General features: G+C 61.5%; 13 protein-coding genes. 9 read left to right on the top strand and 4 right to left on the bottom strand.

The features are described from left to right. Positions 1-20 precede the first annotated feature (20 nt). A complete protein-coding gene (locus ASD60_RS13920; protein WP_056854559.1) occupies positions 21-1,037 on the bottom strand; it encodes an arginine N-succinyltransferase in 1,017 nt (338 codons plus the stop codon). A gap of 585 nt (positions 1,038-1,622) precedes the next feature. Here ASD60_RS13920 and ASD60_RS13915 point away from each other — a divergent pair. The 6 genes from ASD60_RS13915 (at position 1,623) to ASD60_RS13890 (ending at position 7,184) form a co-directional block, all read left to right on the top strand. Then, the gene (locus ASD60_RS13915) at positions 1,623-2,195 is read left to right on the top strand and encodes a histidine phosphatase family protein (RefSeq protein ID WP_056854558.1); all 573 of its coding nucleotides are present in this window, start codon (positions 1,623-1,625) and stop codon (positions 2,193-2,195) included. Further along, entirely contained in the window at positions 2,195-2,950 is a 756-nt protein-coding gene (gene cobF, locus ASD60_RS13910) for a precorrin-6A synthase (deacetylating) (RefSeq protein WP_056854557.1), read from the top strand. Before ASD60_RS13915 ends, cobF begins: the two co-directional genes overlap by 1 nt. Before the next feature lie 106 nt (positions 2,951-3,056). After that, positions 3,057-3,668, top strand: coding sequence for an antibiotic biosynthesis monooxygenase (locus tag ASD60_RS13905; protein ID WP_056854556.1), 612 nt, complete (start codon positions 3,057-3,059; stop codon positions 3,666-3,668). 9 nt (positions 3,669-3,677) lie between these two features. After that, positions 3,678-5,516, top strand: coding sequence for an amidohydrolase (locus tag ASD60_RS13900; RefSeq protein ID WP_056854555.1), 1,839 nt, complete (start codon positions 3,678-3,680; stop codon positions 5,514-5,516). Between the two features lie 39 nt (positions 5,517-5,555). Beyond that, on the top strand, positions 5,556-6,182 hold the full coding sequence (gene ycaC / locus ASD60_RS13895; protein ID WP_056854554.1) for an isochorismate family cysteine hydrolase YcaC: 627 nt from the start codon (positions 5,556-5,558) through the stop codon (positions 6,180-6,182). 99 nt (positions 6,183-6,281) lie between these two features. Next, positions 6,282-7,184: a LysR family transcriptional regulator gene (locus ASD60_RS13890; protein WP_056854553.1), complete on the top strand. Its 903-nt coding sequence runs from the start codon at positions 6,282-6,284 to the stop codon at positions 7,182-7,184. A 101-nt stretch (positions 7,185-7,285) separates the two neighbouring features. Here the strand turns inward: ASD60_RS13890 and ASD60_RS13885 are convergent, their stop codons facing one another. The 3 genes from ASD60_RS13885 to gspG form a co-directional block, all read right to left on the bottom strand. Continuing rightward, positions 7,286-7,978, bottom strand: a complete 693-nt coding sequence (locus ASD60_RS13885; protein ID WP_082557591.1) for a hypothetical protein — start codon at positions 7,976-7,978, stop codon at positions 7,286-7,288. 150 nt (positions 7,979-8,128) lie between these two features. Further along, positions 8,129-9,316 (bottom strand): type II secretion system F family protein, encoded by a 1,188-nt coding sequence (locus ASD60_RS13880; RefSeq protein WP_056854885.1) that lies wholly within the window; start codon positions 9,314-9,316, stop codon positions 8,129-8,131. A 14-nt stretch (positions 9,317-9,330) separates the two neighbouring features. After that, positions 9,331-9,768 carry a type II secretion system major pseudopilin GspG gene (gene gspG, locus ASD60_RS13875; protein ID WP_056854551.1) on the bottom strand — a complete coding sequence of 146 codons (438 nt, stop codon included), beginning with the start codon at positions 9,766-9,768 and terminating at the stop codon, positions 9,331-9,333. 205 nt (positions 9,769-9,973) lie between these two features. Here gspG and ASD60_RS13870 point away from each other — a divergent pair, with 205 nt between their 5' ends. The 3 genes from ASD60_RS13870 to ASD60_RS13860 all read left to right on the top strand — a co-directional run bounded on the left by ASD60_RS13870 (position 9,974) and on the right by ASD60_RS13860 (position 18,757). Continuing rightward, the gene (locus ASD60_RS13870) at positions 9,974-10,582 is read left to right on the top strand and encodes a lytic transglycosylase domain-containing protein (RefSeq protein ID WP_056854550.1); all 609 of its coding nucleotides are present in this window, start codon (positions 9,974-9,976) and stop codon (positions 10,580-10,582) included. A 206-nt stretch (positions 10,583-10,788) separates the two neighbouring features. Beyond that, positions 10,789-16,614 (top strand): manganese-oxidizing multicopper oxidase MnxG, encoded by a 5,826-nt coding sequence (mnxG, locus tag ASD60_RS13865; protein WP_056854549.1) that lies wholly within the window; start codon positions 10,789-10,791, stop codon positions 16,612-16,614. A gap of 190 nt (positions 16,615-16,804) precedes the next feature. Further along, complete coding sequence (locus tag ASD60_RS13860; RefSeq protein ID WP_056854548.1) at positions 16,805-18,757, top strand: YncE family protein; 1,953 nt, start codon at positions 16,805-16,807, stop codon at positions 18,755-18,757. Positions 18,758-18,768: the final 11 nt, after the last annotated feature.

Genomic DNA, 18,768 nt, shown 5'->3' with positions numbered 1-18,768 from the left:
GGCACCGCACACAACGATGCTCACAGGGCAATCAACCGAACCTGACGGCCCTCGGTCACCTTCAACGCTGCACACATCGCGGCATCGAGGGTCACGGGTTTTCCGGGCAGGTAGTCCAGTTCTGCAATGATGACGCGAAAGTTCTCCAGCGAATCATTGCTGACCAGGTAACGCCCTCGAGCGTCGATGAACGCACCGGGGCTGGCCTGGGTGGTTTGGCTTTGGGCGATGGACCGTATGTTGCCCGTGCGGGCCAGCAGGGTTGGACCGCCGTCGAAAAGGTCGACGTAGTGATTGGTTTCGAATCCCTCGCGCTGAAGAATGTCGAAGGCTTCCTGGCCATCGGGGTGGATCCGGCCGATGCAGTCCTGTGCGGCTTGGGGCAGCATGGGCACGTAGATCGGATATTGCGGCATCAATTCGGCGAGGAACGCCCGGCTTTCCAGGCCACACAAGCGCTCTGCTTCGACGTAGGGCAGGTCGAAGAAGTGTTTGCCCACGGCATCCCAGAAGGGTGAATGTCCCTCATCGCTGCTGTAACCGACGATTTCGGTAATCACTGTGCCGCAAAAGCGCTGGGCATGGGCGGCGATGAACAGCAGGCGCGCTCGCGACAACAGTTCGGAGGCGGCCGTTCCTGTCCATGCGCCATCAATGTGAAAACCGCGCAGCAATGTGTGGCCACTGAGGTCCTGGCACAGCGACAACGCCGGCACGCCGTGCTCGATGTTCAACTCTCGCGAGGCACTATTGAAGTGGCGATTGCGCAGGCTGTAGAACGGTTCGTCGAACCCGGCAGTCGCCAGAATCTCCGAGCATCCGATCAGAGACCGGTTTGTCAGGTCCTCGAGTACGAAGAAATAATTCTCCGGCCCGGGGTTCTGCACGTTTTGCTCGAAAGATGTGCAGGAATCGAGGATTTTATCGCGCAAGCGCTCGCTGTCGTCCGGCAAGGACGTGACGCCCACCAGGCTTTCGCGAGCAAGGCGCTGCAACTGGGGCAGGTCGGTTAACTGCACTGGGCGCAAGACCAGCATGGATGCACTCCTGTCTCAAAGGGCTGGGTGACGGGGCACCAAGCCTGACAATCACTGTCGGTTTTCCACGCATTTTTTCGGCGGTAGCCTTGTAAGGCGTCGCTCTTTTTTGTTCGTTACCGGGTATGACTACACGCATCACCGTGCCCGCTCCAGACCCTGCCATGGGGCTCGTCAGGGTGAATGGATCTTGCGTTCGTATGGGTCAGGTTCCAGACCGGAATCGATGTTCGGGGCTGGCAAAACAGGCATCCGGGCTCCTGCTGGATGTGGGCTATCGGTAATCCGTTGAAAGCAGTATTTATTTAAGCCGCACTGCATGTCTAGTTAATTTTCGTGCGGGATTTCAACGTCCAGTGACGATTTTTGATCGATGCGCATCGGGGCTTCAGGTAAGTCGATCAGGCTTGTAGGCAAACGCCCAAAGAGCAGTCAGAGATGGCTGATCCTGTAGCATGAAAGGCATCCGGCCATTACCCATTTCAAGTCAAAGGAAACAACCCCGATGCCGACTCTTACGGCACAATTGCCTCTGGCTGGCGATTAAACGCCGTTTATCCCTTCCACCCGACAGAGAAACCCCGCGTGAAGGCGACTCGTTTGACCCTGATGTGCCATGCACGAACTGTCGCACAAAAACTTGCGCGGTTTCCTACAAACGAGCCGCTGGAGATGGATTGGCAATCGGCGCGGGGTTCGCGCAGTTCTCAATTCAAGGGTGCGCCGAAGCTGTTATGCGGGCCGGAGCTGCGCACCCGACAAACCGCCGAATTGTTCGGCAGTACGATGGAGGTCGTCGCAGCCCTGAGAGATTGCGATTTCGGGCGCTGGTGCGGCGCAAGCATCAATGACGTGCAAACATCCGAACCTGAATTATTGCAGGGCTGGATTGCCGACCCGCATGCGGCCCCGCACGGTGGTGAGTCGGTGGCGCAGGTTTGTACGCGCATCGCTGAGTGGCTGACGACGCTGCAAGCAACACCTGGGCATTTCATCGCCGTTACCCATCCGTTTGTCATTCGTGCCGCTCTGAGTCACGTCCTGCAGAGCCCGGCCTACAACCTGATCGATGTCGAGCCGCTGTCGTCCATCGAGTTGCGGTTCAATGGTTGCTGGCGCTTGCGGCTGCCGGGCACTGATCCTGAAGGGGTGTCTTGATGAAAAAGATAATGGTCATCGGCATCGGTGCCGGCAACCCTGATTACATCACCGTGCAAGCGGTCAAGGCGCTGAATCGGGTCGATGTGTTTTTCCTCATGGACAAGGGCCGGAGCAAAGACAAACTGGTCGACCTGCGCCGCGACATTTGTGAGCGTTACATCAGCCATCGCGATTACCGCTTTGTCGAAGCGCCGGTTGCGGAACGCGAGCGTGGCGATGTTGACTACACTTGCAGCGTCAATGAGCTGAACCTGGTCAAGCAGCGTACCTTCGAGCGCCTGATCAATGAGCAAATGACGGACGGCCAGTGCGGCGGGTTCCTGGTATGGGGTGACCCGGCACTTTACGACAGCACCCTGCGAATCCTGCAGGCCATTCTCGCGGCAGGCACCTGCGCTTTCGAATACGAGGTGATTCCCGGCATCACCAGCGTTCAGGCGCTGGCGGCGCAGCACAAAGTGACGCTCAATCAGATCGGTCGTCCGGTTGAAATCACCACTGGCCGGCGACTGGCCGCGGGGCAGGTGAGCGACGCCGATAGCCTGGTGGTGATGCTCGATGCCCAGGACGCCTACCAACAGGTAGCGGATCAGGACACGCAGATTTATTGGGGGGCCTACCTGGGGACACCCGATGAAATCCTGATCAGCGGCAAGCTCAGGGACGTCGCGGATGAGATTGAGCGGGTCCGCAAGGCGGCCCGACAGGCCAATGGCTGGATCATGGATACCTATTTGTTGCGCAAGCCCTGAGTCCGGGCGGCACGTTTAAAAAAAAAGCACGTACATGCAATTTTTTCCTTCCCGTCATCGGCAACATTGAAGTCCTTTCAACATTGTTACGTCGGAGACCTTCGTCATGTCTGAAATCCAGTCCCGGAGCACACAGACACCTGGGTTCGATGAAGTTGTCACGTTGATCGTCAAGCATCGGATCAAGGCCGGTTCCGAAGTGCCGTATGAAGCCTGGCTGCGCAACATCGTCAAGGTTGCCGGGCAAAGCGTGGGGCACCTGGGGGTGGATGTGGTGCGTGGCAAAAGCGCGGGTCTCGACACGTACACCTGCGTGCTGCGCTTTTGCTCCACTGAAGCGATGCAGCGCTGGCTCGATTCGCCGCAGCGCCAGGCGCTGGTCGACGAAGCTGCGCCGATGCTCGCTGATGGCGACCAGACCGAGGTCAACCCGGTCAACGAGTTCTGGTTTACCCCGCAGACTGAAACCGGCTCGCCTGCACCGCGCTGGAAGCAGGCGGTGGTCACGCTGCTGGTGATCCTGCCGCACACGCTGTTGGTACCGCTGCTTTGGGGGCCGTTGCTGCAGCTCAACGCATTTCTTTCCAATTACGTGGTCGCCACGTTCCTGATCACCCTGACCATCGTGCTGTCAGTGGTGTACGTCTTCATGCCGCTCGCCACGCGCCTGTTTGCGCCCTGGCTGGAAGCCGGCCAGTCCCCTGCCAAATTGCCTTAAGGAACTGCGATGAACGCCGATCTGATTCTGTTCAATGGCCAATTTCATACGGTCGACCGCGAGAATCCGCACGCCAGTGCGGTTGCGATCAGTGACGGTCGCTTTGTAGCGGTCGGCAGCGATGCCCAGGCCATGGCGTTACGCGGTCCGGTCACGCAAGTGATCGACCTCAAGGGCCGTTGCGTGATTCCCGGTCTCAATGACTCGCACTTGCACTTGATCCGCGGGGGCCTGAACTACAACCTTGAATTGCGCTGGGAAGGTGTGCCCTCGCTGGCCGACGCCTTGCGCATGCTCAAGGAGCAAGCCGATCGCACACCAACACCGCAGTGGGTGCGCGTGGTGGGTGGCTGGAACGAGTTTCAGTTTGCCGAAAAACGCATGCCGACCCTTGATGAACTCAATCAGGCCGCGCCGGACACACCGGTGTTCGTCCTGCATTTGTATGATCGGGCCTTGCTCAACCGGGCCGCGCTGCGGGTAGCCGGGTACACCCGCGACACGCCGAACCCGCCGGGCGGCGAAATCGTTCGCGACGCTAACGGCAACCCCACCGGCATGCTGGTGGCACGTCCCAACGCGATGATTCTCTACTCGACCCTGGCCAAGGGGCCGAAGTTGCCGCTGGAGTATCAGGTCAACTCGACGCGGCAGTTCATGCGCGAACTCAATCGTCTGGGCCTGACCAGTGCCATCGACGCCGGCGGTGGTTTCCAGAATTATCCCGACGATTATCAGGTGATCGAACAATTGGCCAAGGATGAGCAACTGACCGTGCGCATCGCCTACAACCTGTTTACCCAGAAACCCAAAGAAGAGCTGGCCGACTTCCAGAACTGGACCGGTAGCGTCAAATTGCACCAGGGCGATGACTTCCTGCGTCACAACGGCGCCGGGGAAATGCTGGTGTTCTCGGCGGCAGACTTCGAAGACTTCCTCGAACCGCGCCCTGACCTGCCGCAGAGCATGGAGGACGAGCTGGAGCCAGTGGTGCGCCACCTCGTCGAACAGCGCTGGCCGTTCCGTCTGCATGCCACCTACAACGAATCCATCAGTCGCATGCTCGATGTGTTCGAGAAGGTCAACCGCGACATTCCGTTCAATGGCCTGCCCTGGTTTTTCGATCACGCCGAAACCATTACCCCGCAGAACATCGAGCGGGTGAGGGCGCTGGGCGGCGGCATTGCGATTCAGGATCGCATGGCGTTCCAGGGTGAGTATTTTGTCGAGCGTTATGGGGCCAAAGCGGCCGAAGCCACCCCGCCGATCAAACGCATGCTCGCTGAAGGTGTGCCGGTAGGCGCGGGCACCGATGCCACGCGCGTGTCGAGCTACAATCCATGGACCTCGTTGTACTGGATGGTCAGCGCACGCACCGTCGGCGGCATGGCGCTGCATGCCGAAGGCCTGTCGCGCCAGACTGCGCTGGAACTGTTCACCCATGGCAGCGCCTGGTTCTCGTCCGAGCAGGGCAAGAAGGGCCAGATCAAGGTCGGACAGCTGGCCGATATCGCGGCGTTGAGCGCGGACTTTTTCAGTGTCGACGAAGAAGCGATCAAATGGATCGAGTCGGTGCTGACCGTGGTCGGCGGCAAAGTGGTGTATGCCGCCGGCGACTTCGAAAAACTTGGCCCGGCCAGTGTGCCGGTGCTGCCGGATTGGTCGCCGGTGGTGAAAGTGCCGGGCCATTGGCGGCCAGCCTCACCCCTGCAAGCGCAGGTTCATCAGTGCAGCGGTCCGTGTGCGGTGCATTCCCACAGCCATGAACGGGCGCGCCTGTCGAATGCGCCGGTCAGCGACTTTGCCGGTTTCTGGGGCGCCTTCGGCTGCTCGTGTTTTGCTTTCTGACGAACACCCAAAAGACATTCATCCACCGAGGAGTTACCCATGAGCAACGTTCCCTACAAACGCCTGAATAAAGACGATGCCGTTGTGCTGTTGGTCGATCACCAGACAGGTCTGATCTCGCTGGTGCAGGATTTTTCGCCCAATGAGTTCAAGAACAACGTACTGGCCCTGGGTGACATCGCCAAATTCTTCAACTTGCCGACCATCCTCACCACCAGTTTCGACAGCGGCCCGAACGGCCCGATCGTGCCGGAGCTCAAGGCGCAGTTCCCCGACGCGCCGTTCATTGCGCGCCCTGGCCAGATCAACGCTTGGGACAACGAAGACTTCGTCAAGGCAGTGAAGGCTACCGGGCGCAAGCAACTGATCATTGCCGGTGTGGTGACCGACGTGTGCGTGGCGTTCCCGACGCTGTCCGCACTGGCCGAAGGCTTTGACGTGTTCGTGGTGACCGATGCTTCCGGCACCTTCAACACCACCGTGCAACAAGCCGCCTGGGCGCGCATGTCGGCGGCCGGTGCACAGCTGCTTAACTGGTTCTCCGTGGCCTGCGAACTGCAAGGCGACTGGCGCAACGACATGGAAGGCCTGGCCAACCTGCTTTCCGAACGCATCCCGAACTACCGCAACCTGATCAACAGCTACACCACGTTTACCGCGAAATAAGCAACGCCCCTGTAGGAGCGAGCAGGCTCGCTCCTACAGAAAAGCCGTTGGCAGACTGACCTTGGTATAAAGTACCGGACCGTCAACCAAGGCGTGACAATGAACCCGTTCGAAGACATGCGTATTTTTTGCCAGGTCATGGATTCTGGCAGTTTCACCGCGGCGGCCGATCAGTTGGGCTTGTCCAAGCAATTCGTCAGCCGCCGTTTGATGCAGCTCGAAGAACGCCTTGGCGTGCGTCTGCTCAATCGCTCGACCCGGCGCCTGGACGTCACACCTCTGGGCCAGAGCTACTACGAATCTGCCCTTCGCCTGCTCGCCGAAGTCGAGCAAGTGGAGCAGGGCATTGCCGGGCAAACCACCGAGCCGCGCGGCACTGTCCGCGTCAGCGCTCCGCTGTCGTTTGCCTTGGCGCATCTGGGCTGGCTGCTGCCGGAGTTTTTGCAGCGCTATCGTGACGTTACCGTAGAAATGGATTTAAGCGACCGGCCGGTTGATCTGCTCGGTGAAGGCTACGACCTGGCATTGCGCATCGGTACGCTGGAAGATTCGACGCTCATTGCCCGACGCATCGCTTCGATCGAGCGGGTGTATTGCGCCAGTCCGGCCTATTTGGCCGAGCGCGGCAGACCGGTCAAACCTGAAGATTTGCTCAACCATGATTGCCTGCCCTATGGCCACGGCCGACAGGTGCAATGGCGATTCAACGGACAGGGCAGGCCACTGGCCGTCAATGTCACCGGGCGGATGCGGGTCAATAACGGAGAGTTGCTCAGGGACGCGGCGATTGCCGGGATGGGGATTACCTATTTGCCTGCATTCATCGTCGGTTCGGCGCTGCAGGATGGCAGGCTGGTGCCGGTGCTCGATGAGTTTCGACCGCAGCCGCTGACGTTATCGGCGGTGTATCCACAGCATCGCCAGGCGTCGCGGCCGGTGCAGGCGTTGATCGGGTTTCTGCGCGAGCGGCTGGATACTGAAGATTCACGTGATCCCCTGTAGGAGCAAAGCTTGCTCGCGATAACGATGTGTCAATCAACATCACCGTTGAGTGGACCACCGCCATCGCGAGCAAGCTTCGCTCCTACACGGTTCAGTGCAAGTCAGTTCATGCGTTTGTCATCTCCGGGTTCACCGGCCGCATGCAGGCCGCGATCATCGCCCACTTCCCCGGCCCGACGAATACCGTGGTCATCGCCGATCTCGCCTGAACGATGAACGCCATTGTCATCACCCGAGCGATGCACGCCGTTGTCGTCACCTGAGCGGTGTACACCATTGTCATCACCAGAACGGTGAACGCCATTGTCATCGCCCGAACGATGGACGCCGTGATCGTCACCTGGTTCGGAATGGGTGCCGCTGCGCCCTGAGTTCGAAGCCGTGCTGCCGGAGTGTCCCGAGCCGTGGCTACCGCTGTGACCGCTACCGGCGCTGTCTCCACCATGACCACTGCCGCTTGAGCCGCCGCTGTGACCGCCGCCACCACTGCCACCGTGGCCGCCACCGTTACCACCCCCTCCATGTCCACCGCCGTTACCGCCACCGCCATGGCCACCGCCACCGCCGTTACCGCCACCGCCATGGCCTCCGCCACCGCCGCTGCCACCACCACCGCCGTGACCGCCACCGCCGCCACCACCACCGCCGCCGTGACCGCCACCGCCACCGCCGCCACTACCACCATCTCTTGCCTGAGCGCTTGATACCCCGGAAAAGCTGTCCGGGATCAGTACGGTAGACGCCGACAAAACCGCGCCAATAGCTACTGCCAGTAAAAGCTTGTTGATGTGCATGTCGTTCTCCGTCTTCTTGTTCAGATTGGAGCGTGGATGAACATTGCAACGTGCTGCCATATTCAGAAGGTGAACACGCCAGTGCGGCGATTTATTCAGTCAGTCCGTCGACAAACCAGGGAACGGGCCAACAGGCCCGTTCCAGAGGGGTCAGTGAATGCTCGAGGCCAACTCGAAAATCGGGATGTACATCAAAATCACGATCACCCCGATCAACAAACCGATAAACGTCATGAGCAACGGCTCGAACAGCCGCACGAACCATTCGATCCAGCGGCTGATTTCTTCGTCGTAGAAGTCGGCACTGCGCTCCATCATCTGGCCGAGGTTGCCGGATTGTTCGCCGGCACGCAGCAAACGCAGGGATACCGGCGTTACCAGGTGGTTCAGTTCCAGCGCCGCCGACAATGATTGCCCTTCGCGCACTCGCTCGCAGGCCTGGTCCAGGCGTACGCGGGAGGCGGGAGTCAGCAGATTGCGGACCATGCCCATGGCGGTGACGAGGGGAATGCCGCCCTGTAGCAGAATGCCCAGGGAGCGGTAGAAACGGGCCAACTCATACATGAAGATGCGCTGATGTACCGCCGGGAGCTTTTCGATCAGGCGATCCAGAGCTCGGCGAAAGGACGGCTGGCGCTGGAGCAGGGCGAGGGCAACGATGAAGGCCATGAAAGTACCAAAGAATTCGCCCTGATGTGCGTGCAGGAACATGCCGCTGCTCATGAGGATCTGCGACAGCCAAGGCAGGTTTGAGCCCAGCCCTTCGAACACCAGGCTGAAGCGCGGCACCACATAACCCATCAGGAACAACACCACGCCGCCGCCCACCACCAACAACAGCAGGGGGTAGATCGACGCACTGATGATCTTTTGGCGAACCTCGTCCATGCGTTGGCGATAACTGACATAGCGCCCCAGGGCTTCGCCCACGGCGCCGGTTTTCTCGCTGGACTGCACCAGCGCCACATACAGTGGCGGGAAAACCGCCGACAACTGGCCCAATGCCTGAGAGAACGATTTGCCTTCGTAAAGCAGGCGCACCAACTCGCTCAGGGTTTTACGGGCCTGTGGCGCGGACTCTTTTTCCGCCAGGCTTTCCAGCGCGTCGATCAGCGGCAGGCCGGCATTGAGCAGCGTGGTCAGTTCCTGGCTGAACAACACCAGGTTGAAGGTTTCGCGCTGCTTGAGGCGCAAGGCCCGCCAATGGCGCTCGGCGCGCAGGCTGACCACCCGCAGGCCCTGGTCTTCGGCGATGCGTCGCGCTTCGCTGTGCCCCGGCGCTTCCACGGTCATTGTGACCACACCGGCCTTGCCCACTGCTTTGAGGTGAAAGCGCATGGTCGCCATGTCCGTCATTGCCAACTGGTGACTTCGGCGTTTTCGCCTTCGCCGCCGGGCTGGCCATCCTTGCCCATCGACAACAGGTCGTACTCGCCGTTTTCGCCGGGATAGCGGTAGGTGTAGTTACGGCCCCACGGGTCCTGCGGCAACTTTTTCTGCAAGTACGGGCCGGTCCAGCGGGTTTCATCGCTGGGCGCGCTGACGAGTGCCTGCAAGCCCTGTTCGGTCGAAGGGTAGTGGCCGACCTCCAGGCGATAAAGATCAAGGGCTTTGCCCAGGCCTTCTATTTGCGCCTTGGCGACTTTCACTTCGGAACGCCCCAGTTGAGCGAAATACTTCGGCGCGACGATGCCGGCCAAGAGCCCAAGCACCACCAGCACCACCAACAGTTCAAGCAATGTGAACCCGCGTTGAGCACGCGGGGCAGAGACACGCGAACACTGTTTCATGATGACCTCACACAGTCGGCAGAAGGGTCGCAACAAGGGCTTATGCAATTGCCATGCAAAGGTCTGCCCGAGGTTTGCCTTCCTTCTGCAACCCCCGTAATACGGCCTCTCGCGCTTTCGGCACAGTGCTTGCGTATGGCTGATAAACGTCCGGCCATTGGGGCATTACCCCCATTTTTCGGGGCCGGGCAGGGGAGACAGAACCATGAAGAATCTCACCACAGCAATGCTCGGTTTGTTGCTGCTGACCGGCACCGTACAGGCTGATGTATTCGTCTCCGTGGACGCCAAGGGCAACTTTGTCCTGTCCAACGTCCACCGCCCCGGGCGCCAGTATGAACGGGTGATTCGTGAAGCCGAGGCGGCCGTTGTCAGCCTCGATCAGCAACCGCAAATGATCGCCGCCCGCCCCTATGCCGAACTGGTGGCGGCGGCGGCCACGGACAACCAGCTGCCGGCGGCGCTGTTGCACGCGGTGATCCAGACCGAGTCCAGCTACAACGCCAGCGCCGTATCGCCCAAGGGCGCCGGTGGGCTGATGCAGTTGATGCCCGACACGGCCCGGGAAATGGGGGTCAAGGATGTCTATGACCCCAAGGCCAACATCCAGGGCGGCGCCCGCTATCTCAAACGCCTGATGACGCTGTTCGACAACGACATCGCCCTTGCCGTCGCGGCCTACAACGCCGGCCCGCAAGCGGTGCTCAGCCGTGGCGGGGTGATCCCGCCGTTCGCCGAAACCCAACGTTATGTGCCCAGTGTCTTGCGCCAGTACCGGCGTTTGCAGGGGCTGGCAGCGGATGCGCCGCTATGAGCGAAACCCCCGGGACGGTTTTCCCCGACATTGGGGCATGGTGGCCCCGGCGAAAAAGTGGGGAATAACTGGGTGATTTCCCCCGTTGGATCAAGTGACAAACGCAAGGGACTGAAAAACAAAAGAATTTTTTATGGCATGCAGATTGCTGAAGGGGATTTGTCGAGAACTATTCCCTGTGAGCACCCACAGTGAGGCCCGAGATCATGTCCGGCATTTACCGCGTTCCACACATAATTCCCTGGTTGCTGTTGCTCGCTTCGATGCTGGGCATCGAGTTTGCCGAAGCGGCTGCGCGCTGTGAACGTAACCTGGTGGCCAACGTCGTGGCGCTGGACCAGCCCCTGATGTTCAACCGCCTGGGTGCGCAAAACGTCAATGGCATGATGTTCGCCCTGCGTCGCGATGTGGTCGATGACCATGACGTTTCATTGGCCCAGGGCGGCGCGGCGGTGCCGGGCAAGGTTTCACTGCGGCCTGACAAACGCCCGCGTCCGCTGGTATTGCGGGTCGCCGCCGGTGACTGCCTGACCATCAATCTGCAAAACCTGCTGGCCTATCAGGCCAACCCCGGTTCTCACGAAAGTGGCGAGGGCGAGGAAGAAGAGGGCAGCGGGAATCCTGGCAACACCGATCAATTCAAAGTCGACGAACAGGTCGCCGACCGCCATGTGGGCTTTCAGGTCAATGGCATGCAGGCGGTCAACAGCATTGATGACATCGCCTCTTTCACCGGGCGCAACGCCAACACCCTGATCGCGCCCGGCGCTACCCGCTCCTATACCTTGTACGCCGAGCGTGAGGGGGTGTTCGCGGCCAGTAGCCGTGGCGCGACCTTCGGTGGTGAAGGCGCGGCCGGCAACGTCGCCAATGGTCTGTTCGGTCAAGTGGTCGTGGTACCCAAGGGCGGTCGCACCTATCGCAATACCGTGACTGAAGAAGAGATGCGCCTGGCCAGTACCGGGCGCACCCCGACCGGCCAGCCGATCGTCGACTACCAGGCGCGCTACCCGCAGCGCGAGCCATGGATCCGTGAAGGCAAGGCCGGCACACCGATCATCAATATGGTCGACGGTAATGAAATCATTTCCAGCGAGAGCGACGCGATCGTGATGGGCAGCAACGCCGATGGCAGTTTCCCGCCCTCGACCTATGCGCTGGAAGCCGTTGGCAAGCGCAACCCGGCGATCCCCAACCGACTGGAGCCGTTCCGCGATTTTGCTTCGCAATTCCAGGATGAAACCGCCGCGACCCAGGCCTTTCCCGCTTACTGGGCCGACCCGGTGATGGCCCACGTGCTGGAGCCGACCCGCGATTCGTTCATGATCAACTATGGTTCCGGTGGCATGGGGGCTGAAGTCGTGGCGAACCGTCTGGGTGTCGGGCCGATGCATGATTGCCTGTCCTGTGCCTATGAGGAATTCTTCCTCAGCTCCCACACCGTGGGCGACGTGGCCATGCTGGTGGACGTTCCGGCCAACGCCGGCCTGGAAGGCATCACCCCCGGTCAAACACCGAACGCCGATCAGATCGGGGTCAAGGCCACCATGGCGCTGTACCCGTCCGAGCCATCCAACGTCAACCACAGCTACATCGGTGACTTCGTCAAATTCCGCAACACCCACAATGGCCACGAGCAGCACATTTTCCACCTGCACGGGCATCAGTGGCTGTTCAACCCCAATGACGACAACTCGGACTACGTGGATGCCCAGGGCATCGGCCCAGGTGCCGGCTACACCTATGAGATCGCCAACGGCGGTTCGGGCAACCGTAACCGGGTCGCAGGCGATGCGATTTATCACTGCCACTTCTACCCGCACTTTGCCCAGGGCATGTGGGCCATGTGGCGTGTGCATGATGTGTTTGAAGAAGGCACCAAGCTCGAAGTGTCGCAACAGGGCGCCGATGGTTTCCACAGCGAACCCTTCGCCCTGCGCAGCGGCAAACCTGCGGCAGGTGCACGGGCCTTGCCCGATGGTGAAATTGTTGCCGGCACGCCAATCCCGGCCGTGGTGCCACTGCCCGGCAAAGCCATGGCGCCGATGCCTGGCAAAGTCGCGGTTGTGCCGAAAATCGGCGAAACCCTGGTGGCCGCCAACGATGATGACGATGAAGTAGAAGGCGACGACGGCGAGCACGGCGGTAGCGGCGGCGCGCAAGCCATCGGTTCGCTGGCGCTGGTCGATCGCAGCGAAGCCAACCGCAACCCTGATGGCACCCTGAAAAATCCTGGCTATCCGTTCTGGATCGGCGGCATGGAAAGCTCGGTCGGCCAACGCCCGCCGACTCCGCCGCTGGACATGCTCGACGCCGCCACGGCACAGAGCCTGAAGTCTTCGGGCAATGCCTTGTGGGCCAACCTCGACCCTAATCAGTCCGGTGGCTGGGACGGTGGCCTGGGACGTCATTCGCTGGACGGTTTTTCCGCTGGCGGCGAGGCTGAGACCGTGACTACATCCCTGGATTTCTCCAAGGAAGTCAAACGTGCCAAACCGCTGTACTTGCCAGAAGAGGGCACGGAAGTCGAACAGGCAGCCATGGCCTTCCATGCGAAAAAAGACCACCCAAGCTACGCCTTGCTGCCGGGCAACCAGATCGTGGCGCGTAATTTCCGCACCAACGGCGCTTTGCCGGTGGCCGGCGCGCCGTACTACGAACCCTGCATGGATGACCGGCAAAAACGCCTGACCAGCAGTGCCGGCACCGGTGAGTTCGCCAGTGGCGAGCGCCTCGACGGCATGTCCTTCATCGGCGCCTCGACGTTTACCGCCGATCGTCCACGGGTCTACAAAGCGGCGAACATCCAGTTCGACGCGGTGTACAACAAGGTCGGCTATCACTTCCCGCAAGCGCGCATCCTGGCGCTGTGGGAAGACGCCTGGCCGGTGATCACCAAGCAGCGTCCGCCAGAGCCTCTGGTGATGCGCATGAACACCTTCGACTGCGTGCAGTACCAGCAAACCAACCTGGTGCCGGCCGTCTACGAGATGGACGATTATCAAGTGCGCACGCCGACCGACGTGATCGGCCAGCACATTCACTTGCCCAAGTGGGACCTGACCGCCGCAGACGGCTCGGCCAACGGCTGGAACTACGAGGACGGCGTACTTTCCCCCGGCGCCGTTCAAGAGCGCATCCTCGCCATCCGTGAGTTCAACCAGTGCGAAGGCACCGATCCGCGTGACGGCACCCCGGCGTGTCCGAAAGCCAAGAACCACCCGTTCTTCGGCCAATTCGGCCGGGCCGACTGGGTGGGAGCGCGGACGGCCATGCAACGCTGGTTTGTCGACCCCGTGGTCAACGCCAAGGGCGTCGACCGTGGCCTGGGCACCATCTTCACCCACGACCACCTCGGCCCATCGACGCACCAGCAGATTGGCCTGTACGCCACCGTGCTCGCTGAACCGGCAGGCTCGACCTGGTTCCATGCCGAAACCGGCGAGCCGTTGTACAGCGGTGCGCGGCAGGACGGCGGGCCGACATCATGGCAAGCGGTAATCTCGACCGGCGACCTGGACGGCGACGGCAAGAACGACAGCTTCCGTGAGTTCTTCCTCGAGTACAGCGACTTCCAGCACGCCTATGAAGCCGGTGTCTACGTGGGCGCCGGGCCGGACGGTAAACCGGATGCGCAAAGCTTCCCGGCCACCGCCGACAGCTTCCGCTACGCGATCAACCCGCCTGTGCGCAACAACGCCAGCACCCTGCTGGACGGCATTATCGAAGTGCAGGGTGGAATGGTGCCTGGCTGCCCGAGCCGGCCATGCCCACAAGCGATCTCGGTGGATGACCCGGGCATGTTCGTGGTCAATTACCGCAACGAACCGCTGGCCCTGCGGGTGTACGACCCGAACAAGGTCGGCCCGGACGGCAAGCGCGGCATGCAGGCCGACGGCCTCGGCGGCGACCTGGCGTACGCCATGCAAAGCCGGACAGACCGTGCGATCCCGGCGATGAACCTGGCACCGAACCTGATCACCGCAGCCACCGGCCCGACGGGCGGCACCACGCTGTTCCCGCCGCACATCAACAAGGGCGGTGCCGAGCCTGGCGATCCGTTCACCCCGATGCTGCGGACCTACACCGGCGACAACGTGCGGCTGCGGGTGCATGCCGGCGGTCACGAAGAGGAGCACAACGTCACCCTGCACGGCGTGAAGTGGTTGCAGAGCGGCTCCGGTTTCGGCACCAGCTCCAACTCCGGCTGGCGCGCGTCGCAGATGATCGGCATCTCCGAGCAAATGGGCTTCATTGCGCCGGTATCGATGCTGTCCAGTTCGGCGGCCACCACGGGTGATTACCTGTACTCGATGGATGCGTCGATCGAAGGCTACTGGAGCGGGATCTGGGGCGTGATGCGCAACTACACGGCGCAACGCAACGATCTGTTCCCGTTGCCGAACAATGCGAAACCGACCGGCATGCGCAACACCGTGGCGTTCGAGGGCATCTGCCCACGCTATGGCGCCAACCCCAATGGCATTGGCACTCGGCCAACCCCGCAACGCAACTATGAAGTGGTCGCGGCGCTGGCCAACGACATTCTCACCAATCCGTTGGGCTTGACCATCGGTGATCCGGCGGGGCTCGGCCAGCATGTCGGCGGGCCGTTGAATCCGGCGGGCGGCACCCTGGTGTTCAACTCGCGGCCGGTGAGCATTCCTCAAGTCACCGTGGTCGACCCCGAAGATGGTGAAACCATCACCATCGGCGGGCAAAGTGGGCCGCTGCATGACCCGACCGCGATCCTTTACGTGCGCAAGGCTGACCTCGACCCAACCACTGGCAAGCTCAAACCCGGTGTGCCTGTCGAACCCCTTGTGCTGCGCGCAGCGGCCGGTGACTGCATCAACATCACCCTGGAAAACCGTCTGCCAAGCGTCATGCCGGACCTGACCCAGACCGCGGTGATGCAAGGTATGGTCAAACGGGATCGCAACAGCGGCACCGGTTCGACCACCTTCAGCAACAACCTGATGCGGCCATCGAGCCACGTGGGTCTGCACGCGCAGTTGCTGGCGTACGACATCACCAAATCCGATGGCACCAACGTCGGCGCCAACCCGACCCAGACCGTGCCGCCGCGTGTCGGCAGCAGCGGTGCCTACCCGACCCGTACCTATCAGTACTACGCCGGGCACCTGGAGCGTGAAGGCAAACCGATCACTCAACTGGGGCGCAATGTCGACAACATCAACGCCACGGCGGTGGAGTTCGGCGGGTTGAATTTCACCCCGGCGGATGTGATCAAGCAGTCGCAAAAAGGCTTGGCCGCTGCGATGAGCATCCTGCCGATGGGCGCCACCTGGGTTGACGACACGCGCAAAGTGAATGCGACGGTTACTGCGCCAGGGCAAACCACCTATCGTGACTTTGCGATGGTCTGGCAGAAAGCCTTGAACACTCGCTGGGCCAACGGTCGGCCGGTGGAGGGGATTGCTGCAGAAGGGTTCGGCGTGCCGACCGATCCGCAGGATAACTCCAGCATGGCCATCAACTACAAGACCGAACCGATGTGGTACCGCTTCGGCCTGGCCCCGGATGCACCGTTCGGGCATGCCGATGGTGCGGGCTACGGCGACATGGTGAATGCGCACATGGCGTACAGCAATGCGCTGGTGGGCGGTGATCCCCAAACGCCGGTGCTCTACGCCAAGCCGGGGCAGCCGTTCCGTACGCACATCCTGATGCCTACCGGCGGCAGTCGCGGCACGACGTTCCAGCTTGACGGTCACGTCTGGTCGACCAACCCGTTCCTGTCGGAGAAGAGCGATACCGGTGGCTATCCAATGGGCACGCCTGGCGTGGGGTCGGTGAAGTTCGGCTACAACCCGATGTCGATGTACATCGGCGCCCGCGAAAGTGTGCTGCCGGCAGCTCACTTCAGCTTCATGTTGCCGAGCGCCGGGGGCGTCAACGCGATACCGGGTGACTACCTGTTCCGCGACTACGGCGCCTATGGCAACACGTCCGGGTTGTGGGGGTTGTTGCGGGTAACCAACGAGCCGGAGCCGGCGCCTGCGCCGTGAGCGAGAGAGGGAGCAAGAAATGACAACCTGTGGCGAGGGAGCTTGCTCCCGCTTGAGTGCAAAGCACTCACAAAATCTGCATTGACTGCAAACGTTTTGGGGCCGCTGCGCAGCCCGGCGGGAGCAAGCTCCCTCGCCACAAGGGTAGGTAGGCTGGATAGGCTGACAAGGATCTGAAGGGGAGTTTGTCATGAGCAGGACCATCATGTTGGCCAGTTGTGCGCTCGCTGTCGCAGGGGCATTGATCTGGTTCGGGGTATCGCGCACGACGCCACCGACCCTGCTCAGCGAAGTGGCGCTGCCCGATACCTGGACCGGCCAGACGCTTGAGCGAGACGGCGTCTCGGTGGCCTTGCAGGTACGGCCGCTGGCCGATGATGGCGTATTGCGTGAGGGTGAGTTCGCCGACGTGCAATTTCGCGTGACCGACAAGGCTTCCGGCCGACCGCTTTCGGGCGTCGCCCCCGGTGCCTGGCTGGACCCGGAAGCCGTGGCCGCCGACAAGGCCCAGGGCCGCGATCAGAGCTGCAAGGCCCGGGTCGGTGTGTTCCTCAAGTCGAACATCGGCGCGCGACCACTGCTCGACCTCAACAGCTACTTCCTCTTGGTGATGAACCGCGACGCCAGCGTTTCGGTGGTCGATCCGTCGGTGTCGGTGGGCGGCATCACCAGTACCATGGCCCGCATTGATATCAAGCAACCGCCGATGGACTGGGTCACCCCGCGGGACAACAAGCGGGTGTTTGTCTCGATGCCGGCCGCCAGTGAAGTCGCAGTGATCGACAGCGAACGATTCAAAGTGGTCGACTCAGTCGCGGCCGGCAGCAACCCGGTGCGCGTGGCCCTGCAACCGGACGAGCGCCTGCTGTGGGTCGGCAACAATGCCAAGGATGCGGAGCAATCCGGGGTCACGGTGATCGATACCCTCAGCCTCAAGACCCTCAAGCATTTGCCCACCGGTGGCGGCCATCATGAAATCGCCTTCAGCAAGGACAGTCGCTTTGCGTTCGTCACCAACCGCGACGACGGCACCGTCAGCATTATCGACATCGCCAGCCTGAGCATCATCAAACAGCTCAAGACCGGCTCGCACCCGTTGTCGGTGGTGTATTCGCCGCTGTCCGGCGCAGCCTATGTCGCCGATGGCAAGGACGGCACGGTGACCGTGGTCGATGCCAGCAGCCAGTCGGTGCGCCGGGTGATCAAGCTGAAGCAGGGGCTCGGTCCTATGGGTTTCAGCGCGGATGGCCGTTTCGGCATCGTGCTCAACACCCTGGAGAACCAGGCCTCGGTGATCGATGCGGCCAACGACGCGCTGATCCATGAAATGGATGTATCCGCCGAGCCCTATCAAGTGGTGTTCACCAAGGCCTACGCCTATGTCCGCGGACTGGCTTCGCCGAAGGTGACGATGATCAACCTGGCCTCCCTGGGCGAAGGCCGCAAACCGATCACGCAGGGTTTCGAAGCCGGACCGCAGCCGCCACGGCTGGCCGGTGACCTGCCACTGGCGGCGAGCCTGGCGGTGTCGCGGGACGACAACGCGGTGTTTGTGGTCAACCCGACCGACAACACCACGTACTTCTACGCCGAAGGCATGAACGCACCGATGTCCGGCTACCCCAACCGCGGGCAAGTGGCGCGGGCGGCGATGGTCATTGACCGCAGCCTGCGCGAGGTCGAGCCGGGGCTGTACAGCGCGCGGATCCAGTTGCCAGCGGCAGGGCGCTTCGACGTGGCGTTCCTGCTCAATCAGCCGAACATCATCCATTGCTTCAACACCGTCGTGCAGGTCAACCCGGCGCTCACTCAATCAATGGGCGCCGCGAAGGTGGAGTTCCTGCTCGACAAAACCACTGCCGCACTGGGTAGCCCCTACGTTGTGCGTTTTCGCATCGTCGAAGGCAAGCAGAAGGCAGTTCGCAGTGGGGTAAAGGACGTGCAGGTGCGCTATTTCCTGGCGCCTTCGTCCCGGCCCGAGACGGTCGCGGCACTGGATGTCGGCAACGGGGTTTATGAAGCCCCGGTGACTCTCGACCACAACGGTGCGTGGTACCTGCACGTGCGTGCAGCGTCGCTGGGGGCGAATTTCGGCGACCAGACATTTGCCAGTGTTCGGGTGATCCCCGGCGAAGCTCATTGAGAGGACATCGA

Source organism: Pseudomonas sp. Root562 (assembly GCF_001427125.1).
Classification (GTDB): domain Bacteria; phylum Pseudomonadota; class Gammaproteobacteria; order Pseudomonadales; family Pseudomonadaceae; genus Aquipseudomonas.
The sequence above is the reverse complement of the archived record's forward strand: the minus strand, read 5'-3'. Positions and strand labels throughout refer to the sequence as shown.

Bases quoted from the DNA above. Each gene is read 5' to 3' on its own strand.
- ASD60_RS13900 (WP_056854555.1), top strand. From the start codon at position 3,678: ATGAACGCCGATCTGATTCTGTTCAATGGCCAATTTCATACGGTCGAC.
- ASD60_RS13870 (WP_056854550.1), top strand. From the start codon at position 9,974: ATGAAGAATCTCACCACAGCAATGCTCGGTTTGTTGCTGCTGACCGGC.
- ASD60_RS13885 (WP_082557591.1), bottom strand. From the start codon at position 7,978: ATGCACATCAACAAGCTTTTACTGGCAGTAGCTATTGGCGCGGTTTTG.
- ASD60_RS13880 (WP_056854885.1), bottom strand. From the start codon at position 9,316: ATGCGCTTTCACCTCAAAGCAGTGGGCAAGGCCGGTGTGGTCACAATG.
- ycaC (WP_056854554.1), top strand. From the start codon at position 5,556: ATGAGCAACGTTCCCTACAAACGCCTGAATAAAGACGATGCCGTTGTG.
- ASD60_RS13860 (WP_056854548.1), top strand. From the start codon at position 16,805: ATGAGCAGGACCATCATGTTGGCCAGTTGTGCGCTCGCTGTCGCAGGG.
- cobF (WP_056854557.1), top strand. From the start codon at position 2,195: ATGAAAAAGATAATGGTCATCGGCATCGGTGCCGGCAACCCTGATTAC.
- mnxG (WP_056854549.1), top strand. From the start codon at position 10,789: ATGTCCGGCATTTACCGCGTTCCACACATAATTCCCTGGTTGCTGTTG.
- gspG (WP_056854551.1), bottom strand. From the start codon at position 9,768: ATGAAACAGTGTTCGCGTGTCTCTGCCCCGCGTGCTCAACGCGGGTTC.
- ASD60_RS13890 (WP_056854553.1), top strand. From the start codon at position 6,282: ATGAACCCGTTCGAAGACATGCGTATTTTTTGCCAGGTCATGGATTCT.
- ASD60_RS13920 (WP_056854559.1), bottom strand. From the start codon at position 1,037: ATGCTGGTCTTGCGCCCAGTGCAGTTAACCGACCTGCCCCAGTTGCAG.
- ASD60_RS13905 (WP_056854556.1), top strand. From the start codon at position 3,057: ATGTCTGAAATCCAGTCCCGGAGCACACAGACACCTGGGTTCGATGAA.